The sequence below is a fragment of the Thalassoroseus pseudoceratinae genome (genome assembly GCF_011634775.1).
GTDB lineage: Bacteria > Planctomycetota > Planctomycetia > Planctomycetales > Planctomycetaceae > Thalassoroseus > Thalassoroseus pseudoceratinae.
The window spans coordinates 190546-207196 of sequence record NZ_JAALXT010000001.1 but is presented as its reverse complement, the minus strand read 5'-3'; the positions used below and the strand labels follow the sequence as shown (position 1 = coordinate 207196).

Annotated in this window: 19 protein-coding genes; 4 read left to right on the top strand and 15 right to left on the bottom strand. The window is 55.0% G+C overall.

All coding sequences use genetic code 11. The annotated features are described in order from the left end of the window. Positions 1-8: 8 nt before the first annotated feature. The 4 genes from G6R38_RS00725 to G6R38_RS00710 form a co-directional block, all read right to left on the bottom strand. On the bottom strand, positions 9-1100 hold the full coding sequence (locus tag G6R38_RS00725) for a YdcF family protein (RefSeq protein ID WP_166819779.1): 1092 nt from the start codon (positions 1098-1100) through the stop codon (positions 9-11). A gap of 63 nt (positions 1101-1163) precedes the next feature. Beyond that, complete coding sequence (locus tag G6R38_RS00720) at positions 1164-1538, bottom strand: amidohydrolase (RefSeq protein WP_166819778.1); 375 nt, start codon at positions 1536-1538, stop codon at positions 1164-1166. 3 nt (positions 1539-1541) lie between these two features. Beyond that, positions 1542-2078 (bottom strand): adenine phosphoribosyltransferase, encoded by a 537-nt coding sequence (locus G6R38_RS00715; RefSeq protein ID WP_166819777.1) that lies wholly within the window; start codon positions 2076-2078, stop codon positions 1542-1544. Continuing rightward, on the bottom strand, positions 2075-3661 hold the full coding sequence (locus tag G6R38_RS00710; RefSeq protein WP_166819776.1) for a serine/threonine protein kinase: 1587 nt from the start codon (positions 3659-3661) through the stop codon (positions 2075-2077). The genes G6R38_RS00715 and G6R38_RS00710 overlap by 4 nt, the downstream gene beginning before the upstream one ends. A 213-nt stretch (positions 3662-3874) precedes the next feature. On the opposite strand from G6R38_RS00710, the gene G6R38_RS00705 reads away from it, so the two are divergent. Next, a complete protein-coding gene (locus tag G6R38_RS00705) occupies positions 3875-4270 on the top strand; it encodes a sirohydrochlorin chelatase (RefSeq protein WP_166819775.1) in 396 nt (131 codons plus the stop codon). A gap of 67 nt (positions 4271-4337) precedes the next feature. Here G6R38_RS00705 and G6R38_RS00700 read toward each other — a convergent pair whose 3' ends face one another. The 7 genes from G6R38_RS00700 to G6R38_RS00670 all read right to left on the bottom strand — a co-directional run bounded on the left by G6R38_RS00700 (position 4338) and on the right by G6R38_RS00670 (position 9050). Continuing rightward, the gene (locus tag G6R38_RS00700) at positions 4338-5108 is read right to left on the bottom strand and encodes a phosphorylase family protein (protein ID WP_166819774.1); all 771 of its coding nucleotides are present in this window, start codon (positions 5106-5108) and stop codon (positions 4338-4340) included. A gap of 24 nt (positions 5109-5132) precedes the next feature. After that, a complete protein-coding gene (gene acpS / locus G6R38_RS00695; protein ID WP_166819773.1) occupies positions 5133-5519 on the bottom strand; it encodes a holo-ACP synthase in 387 nt (128 codons plus the stop codon). Continuing rightward, a complete protein-coding gene (locus G6R38_RS00690; RefSeq protein WP_166819772.1) occupies positions 5516-6121 on the bottom strand; it encodes a hypothetical protein in 606 nt (201 codons plus the stop codon). The genes acpS and G6R38_RS00690 overlap by 4 nt, the downstream gene beginning before the upstream one ends. Further along, entirely contained in the window at positions 6118-7098 is a 981-nt protein-coding gene (gene trpS / locus G6R38_RS00685; RefSeq protein WP_166819771.1) for a tryptophan--tRNA ligase, read from the bottom strand. Before trpS ends, G6R38_RS00690 begins: the two co-directional genes overlap by 4 nt. Before the next feature lie 21 nt (positions 7099-7119). After that, the gene (locus G6R38_RS00680) at positions 7120-8118 is read right to left on the bottom strand and encodes a dihydroorotate dehydrogenase (protein ID WP_206028415.1); all 999 of its coding nucleotides are present in this window, start codon (positions 8116-8118) and stop codon (positions 7120-7122) included. Positions 8119-8257: 139 nt separating this feature from the next. Next, on the bottom strand, positions 8258-8479 hold the full coding sequence (locus G6R38_RS00675) for a lipoprotein (protein ID WP_166819769.1): 222 nt from the start codon (positions 8477-8479) through the stop codon (positions 8258-8260). 127 nt (positions 8480-8606) lie between these two features. Next, positions 8607-9050 carry an HU family DNA-binding protein gene (locus tag G6R38_RS00670; protein WP_166820865.1) on the bottom strand — a complete coding sequence of 148 codons (444 nt, stop codon included), beginning with the start codon at positions 9048-9050 and terminating at the stop codon, positions 8607-8609. A 701-nt stretch (positions 9051-9751) separates the two neighbouring features. On the opposite strand from G6R38_RS00670, the gene G6R38_RS00665 reads away from it, so the two are divergent. After that, positions 9752-10234, top strand: a complete 483-nt coding sequence (locus tag G6R38_RS00665) for a division/cell wall cluster transcriptional repressor MraZ (RefSeq protein ID WP_166819768.1) — start codon at positions 9752-9754, stop codon at positions 10232-10234. Positions 10235-10488: 254 nt separating this feature from the next. Here the strand turns inward: G6R38_RS00665 and G6R38_RS00660 are convergent, their stop codons facing one another. Genes G6R38_RS00660 through G6R38_RS00650 form a run of 3 tightly spaced genes read right to left on the bottom strand, consistent with a single transcriptional unit; the run spans position 10489 to position 12936 of the window. After that, positions 10489-11745: a hypothetical protein gene (locus G6R38_RS00660; RefSeq protein WP_166819767.1), complete on the bottom strand. Its 1257-nt coding sequence runs from the start codon at positions 11743-11745 to the stop codon at positions 10489-10491. Further along, the gene (locus tag G6R38_RS00655; RefSeq protein WP_166819766.1) at positions 11720-12226 is read right to left on the bottom strand and encodes an anti-sigma factor family protein; all 507 of its coding nucleotides are present in this window, start codon (positions 12224-12226) and stop codon (positions 11720-11722) included. The genes G6R38_RS00660 and G6R38_RS00655 overlap by 26 nt, the downstream gene beginning before the upstream one ends. Before the next feature lie 47 nt (positions 12227-12273). Continuing rightward, positions 12274-12936, bottom strand: a complete 663-nt coding sequence (locus G6R38_RS00650; protein ID WP_240928010.1) for an RNA polymerase sigma factor — start codon at positions 12934-12936, stop codon at positions 12274-12276. A gap of 232 nt (positions 12937-13168) precedes the next feature. On the opposite strand from G6R38_RS00650, the gene G6R38_RS00645 reads away from it, so the two are divergent. Together G6R38_RS00645 and G6R38_RS00640 are read left to right on the top strand one after the other, a co-directional pair. Further along, entirely contained in the window at positions 13169-13681 is a 513-nt protein-coding gene (locus G6R38_RS00645; RefSeq protein ID WP_166819765.1) for a gamma-glutamylcyclotransferase family protein, read from the top strand. A 283-nt stretch (positions 13682-13964) separates the two neighbouring features. Then, positions 13965-15662 carry a COG1361 family protein gene (locus G6R38_RS00640; RefSeq protein ID WP_166819764.1) on the top strand — a complete coding sequence of 566 codons (1698 nt, stop codon included), beginning with the start codon at positions 13965-13967 and terminating at the stop codon, positions 15660-15662. 127 nt (positions 15663-15789) lie between these two features. Here the strand turns inward: G6R38_RS00640 and G6R38_RS00635 are convergent, their stop codons facing one another. Next, positions 15790-16602, bottom strand: a complete 813-nt coding sequence (locus G6R38_RS00635; protein ID WP_166819763.1) for a hypothetical protein — start codon at positions 16600-16602, stop codon at positions 15790-15792. Between the last annotated feature and the right edge of the window lie 49 nt (positions 16603-16651).

Here is a 16651-nt window from a genome sequence, read left to right as displayed (position 1 = left end):
AGATTCGACTAACCAAGCGGACGCAGGTACCACCACCACAAGGCGGCGACTTCGTGCATGACGTGTCGCCAACGAACCTGGTGAGTGGTTCTGTGCAGTGGTACTGGCAACACGGTGAAACCAGCTTGTTGCAATCGTAGTTTGGCGCGTGGAAGGCTGTACGCATCCGTGACAACCGCAAGCCGGCGGAAGTTCTGCTCGTTTGCATAATAAATCGCGGATTCGAGCGAGGTCTCAAGCGAGTTGCCGACGAACTGTCGCACCGATGATTCCTCGTCAGCGCGTGTGAGCGTAAGAACATCGGGCTTCGGCGATGATTGCTGGGATCGGCAAAGAACCACCTGCAATCCCGGTTGATGCCCGACCATCTCGTTCGCCATATTCAGCCGACGGTCCAATTCATGGGATGGCAGTGCGTGCCAGTCATCTTGGAACCCGAGCACGACGATCACATCCGCTGAATTATCTGACGGACATGCCCCAACGCAGTGCATCTGAGCGAGCGGGAAGCCTGCAAAGCACACACAGACCGCGAATGCTGCGATACCCCCGTCTCTCCAAGGACGCCCGACAACTCGCCGACCAGCCAACAATCCGGCCAGAACGGTTGCAGCGTAGGCGGCCATTTGCAGGGAGAGCGGAAACAGGACGCGGTTGGGTTGTAACGGAGACGCAGTAATTCGGTAGTGTTGGAAGGTCCGTTCCAACGCGAACGCGAAGACGATCAGCAATCCACAGATCGTCAGTAGACGCATGGGAAGTGGAAACCGTGGGGCAACGGCGAACCCGATCAGGAGCATCGCCGCAAGCGACAGGCCAGCTCGTGCGATTGGGCGGGCGACAATAACGCCGTCCATCCACCAGAATGTTGCATGCGGACCAACTTGGCGAAAGTCCCCTAGCAAGTTGAGCCAAGCCATTGTACCCAAGAATAGCGCCACACCCCGTGAGACGGCCAACCACGCAGGAGCTGGTGCAATCGGAGTATCTGACGATTCAACTGGGAGGGCTTCGGATTCCATTCCGTTCGACCGATCCGGTCCAATGATTTGATGGGTGGGTTCGGTGACGCCAATCCGTGACGTTTCGAATCCACCCATCCATCATATCGAACAAAGGAATTAGCCGCGAGACCAGTTTTGCCTGCGTCAATCTACTGCAGTTCACGCAGACGCCTGGGCAAGAATCGCTTCCAATTCTCCGACTCCCGCATCGAACGAGATGACGGCCATCTTGAAGTTTGTATGGAGTGATGCCTGCGGGGCGTCGATTTTGAATTGTTCGGCGGCTGCCCGAAGTTTACCGATTTTTTTCCGCAGCATGTGCTGATACTTGGCCGGGTCTTCGATCCGTGTTTCCAACGCGAGCGCGGTATCGAAAATCGTTCGGGCGGTCATCATCAATTCCGGGAAGTCTTCCACTTCGTCGCTGTGTTTGACGAACGTCCGCACCATCCACAGGTGAGCCATAATTTGCTCACATCGGTCCACGACGCGACCGTCGAAAACACTTTGCGATGAGGTTCCGTCGTCCGCCATGATTTATTCCTCCGCCGAATATTGAACGAGTGAATACACGTCATGCGGTTCCAAGCGTTGGCGTCCGTTCAGGAATGGAAGTTCGATCACGAAGGCCGCGCCGACGATATTCGCCCCAAGTTTCTCGGTGATCCGCATGCACGCTTCCATGGTTCCACCGGTGGCGAGCAAATCATCGACCATCAGCACGCGATCGGTGGCTGACAACGCATCTGTGTGCATCTCCAGGGCGTCGGTGCCGTATTCCAGTTGATATTGGAACGAGTGGACCTCGAATGGCAATTTGCCGGGTTTCCGCACCGGGATGAAACGGGCATTCAAACGGAGTGCCAATGGGGCCGCGAAAATGAACCCTCGGGCCTCAGCGGCGATGATCGCGGTCACGCCCTGATTCTCGAATCGTTCGGCGAACTGGTCGATTGTTCGTTGAAACGCCTTCGGAGATGCCAAAAGTGTCGTGATATCGCGAAATTGAATACCTGGTTTGGGGAAATCGGGAATCGTCCGGATGCTGGCTTTCAAGTCGTGGGGGTCACTCATGGGTCGGTAATTTCAGCGGAAGGAGCAGGCTGGGAGTCCGCGAGTCGAGCTTGGACATCGCGAATCAATTCGGATGCCATCGGTTCGGCCTCGCACAATTGGACGATACTGTTCCAGATTTCCCTCGCTTCCGCAACCCGTCCCATCTCGGCAAGTTCATTGGCGTGTCGCATGGAATCGCGAATGAATTCGGGCGGGAAGATGCGTGGGGCTTGCTCAGACATTGCGACGTCGATTTCCTTGATCACTCGTGGCAAAACATCGTCTCGCAATTTCATCAATTCTTGATTTTTTGATGACTCGATGACGGTGTCCAATGCGTCGAGTGTTTGGCGCGCGGAGCCGAGATTTCCGTCATGCAGGTCCAGCACAGCATTCTCGACATATTTGGCTGCCTCACTGGTGGGAGACGTTTGCAACCAGATGTTCAAACGAGTGATTGCCTGCCGAGAGGTCGGTGCTTCATTCTTATCCGGGGCGTTGACAATTGGTTTGGTTGGCCTGTCCACCGGAGTTGGGTCTTTGCGTTGAAACCACCAAATCCCACCGGCTACCAATGCCACCAATAGCCCGACCAATACCCAGGTGTTATCGAAGAATCGCTCGATCGGCGATTGGCCAGCGAGGTCGTCCAACTCTCGCCGCACAAGGTCACGGACCAGTGCCCCACTGAAAACTTGCTCTTCAGGGGCTTGCGTGGGAGCCGTGGCCACGGCGGATGTGTTCGCCATCGGTGCATCACGAGTTTCGTCGGATTCACTAAGCTCGACCTTCTTCAGCACTTCCGACAGTCGACGCGAAAGTACATACGCCGACGGCGGTCGGTCCTCGGGCGACTTGCTCAATAGACCACAGATAATCTCATCAAGCCAATGCGGCAGGTTTTCAACGTATCGAGCCGGGCGATCGAACTGACCGAACTTGTGTTTCTGGATGACTTCCAATGCTGTCTTCCCGGTGTACGGGGGGCGTCCTGTGAGCATCGTGTACATCACGGCACCGAGTGAGTACAGATCGCTGGAACTTGTGACCTGTTTTCCTTGAGCTTGTTCCGGCGACATATACTCGGCGGTGCCGATGATGCCATCGGTTGCGGTCAGTTTTCCGGCTGCAAACAGCTTTGCGATCCCGAAATCCGTCAGCTTGACTTGGCCCTCCGGATCCAGCAACAGATTCGATGGTTTAATATCGCGATGGATAATTCCCGCATCGTGTGCGGCTTTGAGCGCTGAACACACTTGGATGCCGATGTCGACGACTTCTTCCCACGGAAATTTCTTGATCTTCCGCAACCGCTGGGTGACGGTCTCGCCTTCGACGTACTCCATCGCGTAGTAATAAATATCGTTGTCGGCTCCACTGTCGATCAGACGGACCACATGTGGATTCGTGAGCTGGGCCAATGAATGAATCTCTTGATGGAACCGCTGTACGAAGCCCGATTCCCGCGCGAGGGCTGGTGAGAGCGTTTTCAACGCGACTTGCTCGCCGGTTTCTTCATGACTGGCCAGATAGACCGTCCCCATGCCACCGCTGCCAATTTTGCGGTCGATTTGGTACGGCCCAATTTGTTCGATGTCCATGACGCCCCATTCACCCGCCCACGAATTTTTGCCCCGATCGTCATGTCGACGTGAAACATGGATCAGACGTTGATCATCATTACGTTGCCCAAGCCCCACTGTCCGTAGCCCGTGCAGCGACTAAGATGTTGCATAGCTCGGTCCAATTATTATGCGATCGAGGACGACGTGTCACAACCGTTGAATTTTCTTCATACTTAGGAAAGATGGTTCATGCCGACGGAACAACAATCCATTGCCCTCTTACTCATCGCGCACGGTAGCCGTCGACCGGAAGCCAATGCGGATCTAGTCACGTTGGCAACACAGGTTCGTGAACGCTCGGATTTTGCAGCGATCGAGGTGGCTTATCTCGAGCTGACCGAGCCCACCATACCCCAAGGGATTGCCGCTTGCGTTCAACCGGGAATCGAAAACGTGCGGTTGCTGCCGTATTTTCTCTCGGCGGGGGTGCACGTCATCGAAGACTTAGAGCAGCATCGTCAGGACGCAGAAAAAAAGTATCCGCACGTGACCTTCGAGTTGTGCCCGCCGTTGGGGTTGCATCCGAAAATCATCGACGTGGTATTGGACCGGTCCGAAGAAAGTCTGGCATCTCGCGAAACTTGAACACGGACGGGCATCAATCGTGCGAACGGGATGCAAACCCGTATTCGAACGGCCGGGGCGTTGTCACTCAGGATTTCGGTATTGCCGCATGGAGTTGCACAAGAATGCCGTCAAGAAAGGTGGCTAGACGACTGGCTGCGTTGGTGGCTTGTTGACGGAGTCGCCACATATCTTTGGCACTGCTCGGACGCTTCCATAGCGACGTGACGGCGGCTCCAACACGCATCGAACCGCTCGAACCGAGAATACTCAGAACTTCCGGCGGCAGATCGGCTGAGAGATCATCGCTGATAACTCGGACCGCAAGAAATTTCGTATTGGTTTCACGACAAACTTGCGCGACGGCCAACGATTCCATGTCGACCGCGAGCGCGTCGTGTTTTTCCCCGAGTTTACGTTTCTCGTCCGCCGTGCGAACCATTTCGTCCGCTGTGACGAGACGACCGACATGCAATCCGTTGTCGGGATCCGCCGGCATGTTGAGATCAAGATTCAACGACTGCCCGTGTGTGTCGACAATACCGTTTGCCAACACAATGTCGCCGACCCGCATGCCATCACGGAGTGCTCCTGAAAATCCACAAGAGATCACCCAAGACGGCGTGTGTGCTTCCAGCAGAGCTAACGTTGCACGTCGGGCATTCGCAAACCCCATCCCCGCTTGGACAACAGCGAGCCGAATGTCATCGTACCGCCCACCACGAAACGTGAACTTGCCGCCGGTGTATTTGCGGACGCGATCACAGCGATCGAGCAAGGGGTTGACCTCAATCGCCAACGCACACACCAAGCCGATGTCTGCATGTGCGGTGTCAGCGGTCGATTGCGGTGCGTTCATGTGTTGTTCCGCGAGGGGTGAGAATTAATCGTTCCGAATAGCAATTGCGGTTGCCGTCGCATATGCACGGCAATGCGAAATGGTAATGAGAAAATCGTCGATGCCCAAGGAGCGAGCGTAGTCCCATGCACCACCGCGAACTTTCATCGTCGGTGCGCCCGAGGGCAACGAGACGACTTCCACATGTTGCCAACTCACTCCCTGAGAAACGCCCGTGCCAAGCGTCTTCATCACCGCTTCTTTCGCGGCCCAACGACCGGCAAAATTGGGATACGAGTCGCGACGACGATGGCAGTACTTGATTTCCTCGTCGGTGTATATTTTGCGTAAAAACAGTTCGCCATGACGTTCAATCATCCGGCCGATTCTTGCAATCTCGACAATGTCTGTCCCAAGTCCGATGATCGTCATACGGGCGACTCCGTTGATGTCAGAGCACGATGGGTGAGTCTGGCGACAACGCTAGCCGCCACGCCCGACAGCAGAATTTCGAACGTCCAAGAAACTAATGCGATGGTTCGGGACCGCCCATCAGTTCCGATACCAAATGCGGCGAGACGAGTCGTCAGGTAGGTGTCGAACGGCAAAATCTGTTGCAATGCGGCTTCACGGTCTGCCCGGAATTGCTCCCGAAGATTCGCAGGCGGGGTGGCATTCTCCGTATAGAGTTGGACGGCGTCCGGTGGAATCGCACTGCTACCATTGAGATCACCTAGGTACTCTTCGATCTTCGATTGGCGATAGAGCCAATAACGCTGTCCTGTCAGACCAAGGGCCGGAAGGATGCCCAATGTCGCCGCCAATCCGATTATGACCCGTTGGGAGTCAACGGAATTCTCCCGAGCGAGCCAGGCGACCAATGCACCAATGATACCGGCAAGCCACAACGATGTGATGCCAGGTTTCTGCATGGTGACTGGCAAGCGAGCCGTGATAAACGCTGCAATCCCCGAGAGGACCACGCAAAGGACCAACCAAGTCCATTGGCGTTTCGGGCGAGGAGCATCCGTCATGACGGCCTCGCGCTCAACCCGCATGCAGACTTGGCTCGTGCAAGTACTTTTCCGGCTTTCGCACGTGCCCGTGCCGCACCGTCTTGCAAAATCTGTTCGACGTCGTCGGGGCGTTGTTCCAAGTCGGCTCGACGTTCCCGAGCTTCGCCGAAGTACTCCATCGCGGCTTCGTACAATGTCTGTTTCGCTTCGCCATAGCCCATTCCGCCGGCCCGGTATCGTTCCGCGAGCGTCGCTTGCTGCTCCTCACTCGAGAAGAGCTTGTAAAGCGTGAACACCGCGCACGTCTCCGGGTCTTTCGGATCTTCCATGGGGGTGGAGTCCGTCTTGATCGACATGATCTTCTTCCGCAGTTTCTTTGGCGGCATGAATAGCTCGATGATGTTCCCGTAACTCTTGGACATCTTCTCGCCATCGGTGCCCGGCACTTTGGCGGTGGTGTCGAGAACCTTCGCGTTCGGCAGCACGAACGTCTCACCATAGAAGTGGTTGAATCGTTGGGCGAGGTCCCGGGTCACTTCGATGTGTTGGACCTGATCCTGCCCGACCGGCACGATATCACTGTCATACGCCAAGATGTCCGCGGCCATCAGAACCGGGTAGGTGAACAGCCCAGCGTCGGCGGCGATGCCCTTCTCCTTCTTGTCCTTGTAAGCATGGCATTTGTCGAGCAGGTGCATTTGCGTCACCGTCATCAAAAGCCACGTGAGTTCGGGAATCTCCGGCACATCGGACTGTCGAAACAAAGCGGCTTTCGCGGGGTCCAAACCCAACGCCAGCAAATCAATGGCGGCATCCTGGGTGAAGCCCCGCAATGTCTTGGGATCTCGGACCGTCGTCAGGGCGTGAAAATCCGCGATGAAGTAGAACGCCTGATCGTGATCCTGAAGGGCAATGTACTGTCGAATCGCACCGAAATAATTGCCCCAGTGGAATCGTCCGGTGGGTTGGATTCCCGACAGGACTCGTGGACTCATGGTGTTCACCGTTTCGTGGGGTCAATTGGAGTTGTGTTCAGATTCCGCGTCGTCGGATGCTGTCGGCGTTCCAAGAATCGCTTTGCTCGACTGAGGTTCGTTGAGCTGCAATGTGCCCACTAGATCCGTGACGTCGGCGATGTTTTCGTCTCGCAAAACTTGGTGAAGTTGGTCGACCAACTCACCAGCGAGTTTGGGATTGTAGAAGTTCGCTGTTCCAATTTGAACAGCCGATGCCCCGGCGACAAGAAATTCCAGCACGTCCGTCACATTGGAGATGCCACCGACCGCGATGATCGGGATATCAACGGCCCGGGCCACTTGGCAAACCACACGCAACGCCAACGGCTTGATGGCTGGTCCACTGAGACCACCGAAGTTCCCACCCAGAATCGGACGACGACGACGCCAATCAACCGCCATCCCTTGGAATGTGTTCACAAGCGAGACAGCGTCCGCCCCGGCCGAATGGACGGCTTCAGCGATCCGTGGAACGCTCGTCACATTCGGGGTGAGTTTCGCAATCACCGGCAGATCGCAAGCGTCCCGCACGGCTTTCACGACTTGAGAAGCGAGTTCCGGATCGGTGCCAAAATCAACACCGCCACTGACATTCGGGCACGAGATATTCAGTTCCAATCCGCCGAGCGCGGGGAACTCATTCAATCGACGAGCCATCATTGCAAAGTCGTCAATCGTCTTGCCGGCGATATTCGCAATGACCTTTGTTCCCAACCCGAGCAAATACTCAAGGTGCTTGGCAACGAAGGTTTCGAGACCATCGTTGTCGAGACCGATGGAATTGAGAAGTCCCGATGAGGTCTCAACGGTTCGTGGTGGCGAATTCCCGACCCGTGGTTGCGGCGTGATCGTTTTCGGGATCACTCCACCGAGGCGGTCGAAAGGCACGAACGCCCCCATTTCCCGGGCGTAACCGAACGTGCCGGACGCCACAAGAATCGGGTTGGCCAATGCGAGTCGGTTCAAGCGGACAGCAAGGTTGGACACGTCGCGAAGCATTCATTTGCAAGAGGTACGATGGAAATCCCCATCGTACAAATCACAAAGCCGCTCGGCAACGTGTCGCGTGCTGTTAGCTGATTGGTGTTGCAAACTTCACGCAATCGAACTAGGAAGCCCTAGCTAATGGCGAATGGGTTTAGATCACCCCACCGTGTGTCCGATACGGAGTCAGCAAGTCGGGCATATCGAGGAACCAAATTCGTTCCCAAATTTCCGGAATATGCCGTAGGCTTTCCGATTGGTTGATCAGTTGTTTGGTACGGACGTCGGGCGATGAGGAGTACAGCGGAATGAAACACCCCGCTTGGACCGTAATCATTGCCAACAACGCCACGGTGCAGAAGAATTTACGCATCATGTTCCTCCCTGAACAGGGCGTGACTCGGTCCCGTTGAACTTGCCTGTTCCGCCAGATCGGTTCCAGCAGATCACTTCCATGTTGTGTTTCACCGGTGACATTCAACGTCACCAGAGATCATGTCATCTTACGATTGTCCGTGTCCCGGCGTTTCGTTGATGGGGTTAGGAGTTGTCGGTTCCGCCGAGCCATATCCTTGCGGATAGCTTGAAGGAGTCGATGAAGAATTGGTTGGATCGGCCCCGGCTGCCGACGCGGAATTTTCCTGCGTCCGAGCCAAGCGATCTTCCTCCTCCATCTGCCGCACTCGTTCTTCCATTTCCTTACCCGGTTTGAAAGTCACCACGTACTTCTCGGCAACTTCCACCGGATCACCGGTTCTTGGATTTCTGGCCTTGCGGGCCGCTCGTTTTTTGACTTCAAAGACCCCGAAGTTTCGCAACTCGATCCGAGATTCCCGAACCAGAGTGTCGATAATGGCGTCAAATGTTTTCTGAACAATCTCTTTGGTCTTCAACTGGGGAAGGTTGAGTTCCTCGGAGATGGCTTTGACGATCTCTTTTTTGGTCACAATTCCGATCTCCCGGAGAGTCAGTTCGGGCAAGATCACGTCCTTGGGGAGTGACGTCCGTTCGTCTCAACTGTAAAGAGATGCAAGACTTAAAGTCAAGCCTCTCGAACAGTTTTGAAACATCGCCTCCGAATGATCTTGCAACTGCCTCCAGTCGATAGCACGGCCTGTCCCACAGAAACCCACATCTCGGTCGAGATTCTAGGGGTTTGTAGATTTCAGCCGCGGTGTCGATGAGGCGAACCCCGCCGACAGTTTCATATATCGGCAGACCCCCGATGACGCTGAAGCAAAATCCACAAAATCCGTCTAACCCTTAGACTTTATCAATCAACGAACCCCCGACGACGTTCCTCGGATGAGTATGGCTTCAAAGCCACCGGTTCGCGTGTGGGCAGGAATCCCACACGGGTTTTCCGTGGGAAACACGTGCGATTCGCGGTGGGGTTGAGCGATCGCAACGATTCTCAGTGGGAACGCTGCGGGATAACTGTGGGATTCTTGCCCAAATCCACGAAAACTGGTTTGCCTTCCACAATCGACTCGGATAAACTTCTTTCGGTGTGGGATTTCTTCCCAATAACACCTCATGGATCGAAATGAGGTGGGGAAAGTGCCCAGGCTGGAGTTTGAGTTTTCCAAGGAGTGGTTGGCTGGTTGCAACAGAGGAGGCTGAAAGTTAACGACTGGCAAGGTTCGTGATGCCGCCGGAATCGTTCATCACAGGTGAGGTCAAACGGACCATTGATGATCGCTTTCGCGTCTCGCTACCAACCGAGATGGCGCAAGCCGTCACTGATGAGGACGGTGAGACCATCATTGCCAAGGAACGCTACGGCTGTCTCAGTCTGTGGCGGGCCGCTGAATGGCAGAAGCGAATGGATGACGGTGTCGGGTTGATCAAGCAACGCATCCAGGCTGGTCGAATGGAACAACGTTGGGATGAAGTGCAGCGACTCGGTCGCCTCTTGTCCACGCGTTCGAAGACGGTGAAATTAGCGAATCGCTCGCGGTTGCTGGTTCCAGAGGGTTTTCGAGAGTTCTTGGATGTTGCAACGAACCAAGAAGTGATGATTGTCGGTGCGGTGATCTGCGTGGAAATTTGGCAGCCTGCCGCCTGGCTCGAAACATTGAAACAAGACATGCCCGGTTTCGGGACCATGTTCCAAGGATTAGCCGGGTAGGCTGGTCCGACCAAAAAACCAGTTAGACAAAAGGGTTTCATAGAAGACAAAGCGAATTTCGTGTTCACTCAGGTTGGGCGTTCGGCTCACTCACTCAACCCCAAAATCCGAGTTTTCGTCAAGCTCCAAGGCACCAGGGACGACTTGTGAAGACACGGATGTCGTTCACTCACTGAGTGGACACGAAAGTCTAAGAAAAAGCCGCTCACGGATTCGTCCGCGAGCGGCTTTTTTCATTTGATCAGGTTCGCAAATCAGCGATCGTCTCTCGGCGGACGACGAAATCGGTCATCGTCTTCCGGCGGACGTTCCCCTTCTCGTCTGAATCGTGGGCCGCGTCCGTCACGATCACCTCCGCCAGGACCACGGCCAAGATCTGGTCCACCGGGTCCGCCAGGGCCACGACCATCACGGTCCGGTCCGCGTCCACCACGGCGGGGTTGCCAATCGCGGAATAACCCAAGTGATCTCATCCGTTCCCGAAGCCGTTCACTTTCGCGACGAAACTCCGGTGCTTGCTGTTCAAAGTACAAGTCAGTGAATGTTCGACTCAGCTTTTCAAATGCTTCCGAACGAGATCGCTTAGACATCTCTTCGAAGTCGCGGCGATACTTCGGATCAAACTGATCGACGAATTCCAGCAATTCTTCGTGGTTTTTCGGACGGGGCCGTTCGCTGAGAATTTCCTCGAAGCCAATGAACAAGACGTTCCAGGCCAACAGTCGAGTGACGTTGCGAGAAGGGTCTTTGTCGTCTTCCCGAATCAACGGCGGACGGGGAACGCTCTGACGCTCTCGAATTTTCCGTTCGATCTCCTTGAAGATTTCCAAGGGGATTGGTTCTTCCTGGGCGTTCTCCCGGTCCGCATAGTGGTCCAAGACGTTCAGCAGCACGACGGCGCGTCGACTCTGAGTTGAAAGACTCTTTGACGGGCGTTCGTCCTTCGGAAGTTGCTGTTCCAAGAAGTCGATGGTGCGGTCCAGTGCGGCCGTTGGCATCTTGAATGACCGCGGCGGTTTGGCGTCCCAATGCTTGGCCCAAATCTCCTCGACACGTTGCTGAAGTTGCCGAGATTCCTCGCGTTGCTGTCGTTGCTTTGTGAGAATTCCTCGTACGACCGTGAGTTTTTTATCAACCGTCGATTGGCTCGTGAGTTCTTGCCGCTGCCATGGGGAAAGATTACTCAACCATTCTTCAAACTTCTCTTTTGTGTCGCGGAGCGCGGAATCGCTTTCAATCTGACGATGAAGTTCGACCAAGTCAGCTTGTTTCTCAGCCGGTAACGCCAGGAATCGCGAGAGGTTCTGCTGCAACCGACTGCGATCGCTCGCGGACATTGCTTTAATGCGGGCGCGTCGGGCGTCAATTTCGTCCGGCGAAATTGACGGTGTCGTCGGACGCTGATCCGTTCCCGACATGCAAAACACGCTGCAGACAATCAGCGCAGACCACACCGGCGTGGACAAGACTGCTTCGGGCAACCGCTTATTCGGGCTGAGTTTCCACCGCATCTTGGAAGTCTTTCATTTCCTGAAGCCGACGCAGAAATTCGGCGTCACCGATGTCCTCGTAAGTTTCTAGGTTCTCGATTACCGGAAGATTTTGCAACATGACGTCGGTTTTCGGGTCGCTAATACCCTGCACAAGAAACAGACCGGCTAGAAAACACGAGACCATTCCCACAACTAGCATCGCACTGATCAGCCACTTCTGCCCGTTGGGACGTTCGGAGTCTGCGTCCTCTTTCTCAACGATCGTGTCGAGCCGAACCGAACTGAGCGTTTTCTCGGTGAAGTCGCTCGAGACATCCACGCGAGGCAGTTCATCGAGAAGATCCCACGTGCGAGCCAACGCTGCGACTTCGTTGCGAGCGTGTTCGTCGTTGGCCAATGTGGATTCGACACTGCGTGAGGACGCTTCGTCCAACTCACCGTCCAAATAGGCGACGAACTGTTCGTAGCGATCTTCGTTGAGCGGTTCGGAGGAATTCATCGAAAGTGCTTTAATGCGACAAAAGGGGGCTTGAAAGGTTAACTGCTTTACTGAATTTGGGATTCGAGTTTCATCCGCAGGTTCTCACGAGCCCGCGATAACAAACTTTTTACCGCCGCCGGACTGAGTTCCATGGCCTGCCCGATGTCGGCGTAACTCATGCCTTCAAATTTATGTAGAAGTACGGCCATCCGTTGGCGATCACTCAGAGTATCAAGCGCGTCCTGCACAATTCCTTGTAGTTCACGTCTGGCTAACTGTCTGGTCGGCATCAGGCCGGACTTGTCCGCAACGTGGCTGGCGAAATCGCCGGACGATTGATCGGTGGGGCGTGATTCGTAGGAAACTTCCTTCCGACGACCCAACGATCGCCGAGCATTCTTCGCCAAATTGTTGGCAATGTGGAACAACCAAGTCGAGAACTTCGCCTTCGGTTTGTATCGTTCGCGTGAACGATAAACACGGAGGAAGACCTCCTGGGCTAAATCCTCGGCCGCTTCCTGACTGCCAATCATGTGCGTGAAGATGCCGACCAATCGGTCCTGGTAGGCCAACACCAGTTGTTCAAAAGCCTGTCGGTCCCCCTGCTGAGTTCGCAACATCAATTGCACATCGGGATCGTGCAGCCAACCGTTGGCCTCTTTTCCAGCCGTCGATGTCTGAGTACCTGATGTGTTATCAGTTTGAGAGGCGGCAGACGCCGGACCCATTCCGATCTCCTTGGACTTTCATTCGCTGCAAATGCAGGGTTGGTTTGATTGATGGAACCCCGTAATCTTGGAAAAGTTCCGCGAAACTGTCCGCAAGATTTTGCTTCAGTCGGTATTCTACCCGTTTCCATCAGGGAAATTCAGTGACGAGTCCCGGAAAACAATCGCAGAGGTCATTTCTCGTTGCTTTGAACTACCAAACTCGACTGTCCGACAAACGCTAATCGTCATTATGTCCAACTTGATTTTCTGCTACGGCTCCAACATGTGCATCGAACGCCTGACGGCACGAATCGGTGAAACGGAGCGGCTTGGTTGTGCTCGGCTGCGGGGATACGTCTTTCGGATGCACAAACGCGGATACGATGGCTCGGCGAAGGCCGATGCGATGTGGACTGGGCGTGAAGGCGACTTCATGTGGGGAGTTGTCCGCCGCGTGTCCGGTCTGAGCAAGTCGGAACTCGATCGCTGCGAAGGTGTCGGCGTGGGTTACGATTGTTCCACCGCGAAGGTCGAACTCAGTGACGGAGCGATCCAGACTGTCAATCTCTACACCGCCCGACCCGACTGGACCGTTCCGCGTCTCACGGCATTCTGTTGGTATCGAGAATACATCATCCGTGGTGCCGCCCAGCACGATCTTCCGGTTGAATATCAGCGTCAGCTTGCGGATATCCCATATACCGCCGATCCGGATGCTGCTCGACGTTCTGAAAACTGGATGATTTTGCAATCACCCGCATGACGCTCATCAGGACTTGAGTCGAATTGGAGAATCGTGACCTTTGTTCATGAACGGGACCTGATCCGCAGAATTAATCCGTAAAACCGGAAAAACTTCTCTATTTTGTCGGCCACAATGCCGATCTCGAACTAAGTAGAAATCCTGCGCGATTCGGCTGAAGTTCGAGCGTTTTCGGATCACGCGGATTCACGACCAAAACTCTCGGCAGGAAGCCGACTCGTTCAAGACACATATTGAGCGCCGGTTGCGGGCAGTGTTTTCGAATTTGGCCACGGAGGTCGACATGAAGAAGGTTGGGTTGGTGAAACCATTATTGATGTTGCTTGTCACGACCATCGCTTGGCCGCTGACAGCACACGCACAGTTCGACGGGAAACCGTTGCCAAAACCGGAACCAAGTTCCAATCCGTTCGCGGCTCCCATCGCGCCGCCGAAAAAAGCGGCTCCGACTTCCGACTTCAAAGTGCCGCCGGCAAAAACGATTTTGCCCACGGTGAAGAAGGAAGCCGCGAAACTGCCGGCGCAACCGAGTTCCACAGTTCGCATCAATGCATTGGGACCGTCGATCGGAATGAACGTCACTCCACGTGATGGTTCGACACCTTATGTGAAGACGTTTAAAAGCCAAATTCCGAGCTTGTCGGTCGATTGGGTCACGCCTGAAGCGATCATGGTCGGTGCGGAAGACGACTTCGAACTCGTTCTTCGCAACCGAGGCGCAGTCACGATTGAACAGGTGGCAATCGATCATGTTCTTCCGACCGGGTTCGAGTTGATCAACTCGCGTCCTCGTCCGGAGAAAGTCGGCGACGACCAAATGTGGATGGTCGAGAAGATCGAGCCGAACGAAGAAGTTCGGATCGCGTTGCGTCTGAAGCCGGTCAAAGCCGGACCAGCGGAAAGTCATGCTCGCGTGACTTACAGCACCACCGCGAACACAAAGTTCGAAGTGATCGAGCCGAAACTGACATTGGCTGCTGACGGTTCGGAAACGGTCGTCATCGGCAACCAAGCCATCATGAACATTGTGATCGAAAACCCGGGAACGGGCCCGACCACGAACACGCTGCTCAAAGTCGCTTACTCCGAAGGCTTGCGACCGCTCGCCAAAGGCACAACCTACGAAATCGGCACTTTGAATCCTGGCGAATCACGATCGGTTCGCGTGTTGGCTGATGTGACGAAACTTGGCGAACACCTCTGCACGTTCACCGCTGTTGCTGATCACGGTTTGAAAGCGGAGCAAACACGCAAGGTTCAAGGGATCGGTGCCGTCTTGGCGATGGAAATCGACGGCCCTGGATTCCGCTACGTGAATCGTCCGGCGACGTTCGAAGTCAAAGTGGTCAATAAAGGGACCGCTCCGGCCGACAACGTGCACATTCGATGTGCTGTCCCTCGCTCGTTCGGCTTCCTCGGAGCCACCGACTTCGGCAAGTTCGATGCGGCTAGCAAAACCGTGAACTGGTTTGTCAATCAGATTCCACCCGGCAAAGAAGTTGTCGTCAAATGTGATCTGAAAGCGTTGGATCGTGGTGAGTTCCCACTGTTGGCGGCCGCGAAAGCTGAACGCGGACTGACCTGCATGGCTCGTCATGCGACGACCGTCGAAGGGATTGCTGCTATCTTGCTGGAAGTTGTCGATATCGACGACCCAGTCGAAGTGGGAGCGGAAACCGCTTACGAAATCCTGATCACCAACCAAGGTACGGACTACGCCACCAACGTGCAGATCAAACTCGATGTGCCCGATGGGATGGAAATCACCAACTCCCGTGGCCCGACGAAAGCTACCGTCAAAGGCCAAACGGTCTTCTTCGGTGCCCTGCCCAAGTTGGCTCCGCGTGCCGATGCGATCTATCGCGTCAACATCAAAGGTACGAAACCCGGTGACTTCCGAGTTTCCGTGCAAGCTCAATCCGATACGCTGCGATCACCAGTTGTTGAGCAAGAAAGCACCAAGGTCTACCAAGACCAATAATGGTCGGCAGTTGCACCGGACGGTGTGACAACCGCGAATTCATGCGAAAAACCCGTGACCGAGGAAATCTCCTCGATCACGGGTTCCTTCGTTGAACATTCCGGTGGGGCGTCCGCCGGTTGGTTCGCTATTTCGTGGCCTTGATTCGGTCAGCCGAGGTGGCTTTGCGGATCACGTTGGCTCGATACAAGGGGCCACTCACGTACAAGCTGGGACGATCGGCCAAGATTTGACCTTCGACGTAGACAACATCGCCATCTTGGAATTCGTCGTGGCGAATATCCTCAGCGAGAACCATGCTGCCACCCCAAGCGTCCTGTTCGTCAAGACGAGCGTATCGCACTTTGGTCGTTGCAACAGGCGTGTTGACCTTTTGGATCACACCTAGCAACCAACGGTAATCGGAAGAGTGACCGTAAGCCGGTGCATCGTCCACCAACTGAGCGGGAATCTGCGTCACGGCTGGCTTTGCAGTCGTCGCAGGTTGTTCGCTCGAAGTTGGTCGAATGACTTGCTTCGCGGCTTCAGGTTGTTTCGCCGCTTGTTGAACGAACGGATTCGGTTGCGGTTTGGTTTCAGCTTGCGAGACGCACTTGGGCACACATGTCGTCGTGCAGCTGGTGGCACCCTTAGGAATGCAGGTGGAAGCACAGCTTGCGGGGCCGCAGTTTCCTTTGCCGGTTGCGTCGCCACAGCCGGGTTTGACGCAGCCGGTCGAAGCACAACTCACGCGGCTCTTGCCCAGCTTGCAACCTTTGGAGTCGCCGCAAAATGGAGATGTCTTCGAGCAAGACTTCGATGGATCACAAACTTTGGTGGCACTGCAAGCCACCGCACCTTGATCGGCACAGGTGGCTCCGCAGGTCGCGGTTTTTGAGGCTACCTTACAACCGCTGATCGAAACGACAGCAACAAGCATCATCGATGCGTAAATTTTCATGGTCACCCTCCAGTGGCAAATAAGACCGCTGGACCCGAGTCGCATCCAT

Coding starts and splice junctions, on each gene's coding strand:
- G6R38_RS00635 (WP_166819763.1), bottom strand. CDS start 16,602: ATGAAAATTTACGCATCGATGATGCTTGTTGCTGTCGTTTCGATCAGC.
- G6R38_RS00725 (WP_166819779.1), bottom strand. CDS start 1,100: ATGGGTGGATTCGAAACGTCACGGATTGGCGTCACCGAACCCACCCAT.
- G6R38_RS00705 (WP_166819775.1), top strand. CDS start 3,875: ATGCCGACGGAACAACAATCCATTGCCCTCTTACTCATCGCGCACGGT.
- G6R38_RS00675 (WP_166819769.1), bottom strand. CDS start 8,479: ATGATGCGTAAATTCTTCTGCACCGTGGCGTTGTTGGCAATGATTACG.
- G6R38_RS00640 (WP_166819764.1), top strand. CDS start 13,965: ATGAAGAAGGTTGGGTTGGTGAAACCATTATTGATGTTGCTTGTCACG.
- G6R38_RS00710 (WP_166819776.1), bottom strand. CDS start 3,661: ATGGACATCGAACAAATTGGGCCGTACCAAATCGACCGCAAAATTGGC.
- G6R38_RS00715 (WP_166819777.1), bottom strand. CDS start 2,078: ATGAGTGACCCCCACGACTTGAAAGCCAGCATCCGGACGATTCCCGAT.
- G6R38_RS00680 (WP_206028415.1), bottom strand. CDS start 8,118: ATGCTTCGCGACGTGTCCAACCTTGCTGTCCGCTTGAACCGACTCGCA.
- trpS (WP_166819771.1), bottom strand. CDS start 7,098: ATGAGTCCACGAGTCCTGTCGGGAATCCAACCCACCGGACGATTCCAC.
- G6R38_RS00655 (WP_166819766.1), bottom strand. CDS start 12,226: ATGAATTCCTCCGAACCGCTCAACGAAGATCGCTACGAACAGTTCGTC.
- G6R38_RS00650 (WP_240928010.1), bottom strand. CDS start 12,936: ATGGGTCCGGCGTCTGCCGCCTCTCAAACTGATAACACATCAGGTACT.
- G6R38_RS00660 (WP_166819767.1), bottom strand. CDS start 11,745: ATGCGGTGGAAACTCAGCCCGAATAAGCGGTTGCCCGAAGCAGTCTTG.
- G6R38_RS00690 (WP_166819772.1), bottom strand. CDS start 6,121: ATGACGGATGCTCCTCGCCCGAAACGCCAATGGACTTGGTTGGTCCTT.
- G6R38_RS00665 (WP_166819768.1), top strand. CDS start 9,752: ATGCCGCCGGAATCGTTCATCACAGGTGAGGTCAAACGGACCATTGAT.
- acpS (WP_166819773.1), bottom strand. CDS start 5,519: ATGACGATCATCGGACTTGGGACAGACATTGTCGAGATTGCAAGAATC.
- G6R38_RS00645 (WP_166819765.1), top strand. CDS start 13,169: ATGTCCAACTTGATTTTCTGCTACGGCTCCAACATGTGCATCGAACGC.
- G6R38_RS00720 (WP_166819778.1), bottom strand. CDS start 1,538: ATGGCGGACGACGGAACCTCATCGCAAAGTGTTTTCGACGGTCGCGTC.
- G6R38_RS00700 (WP_166819774.1), bottom strand. CDS start 5,108: ATGAACGCACCGCAATCGACCGCTGACACCGCACATGCAGACATCGGC.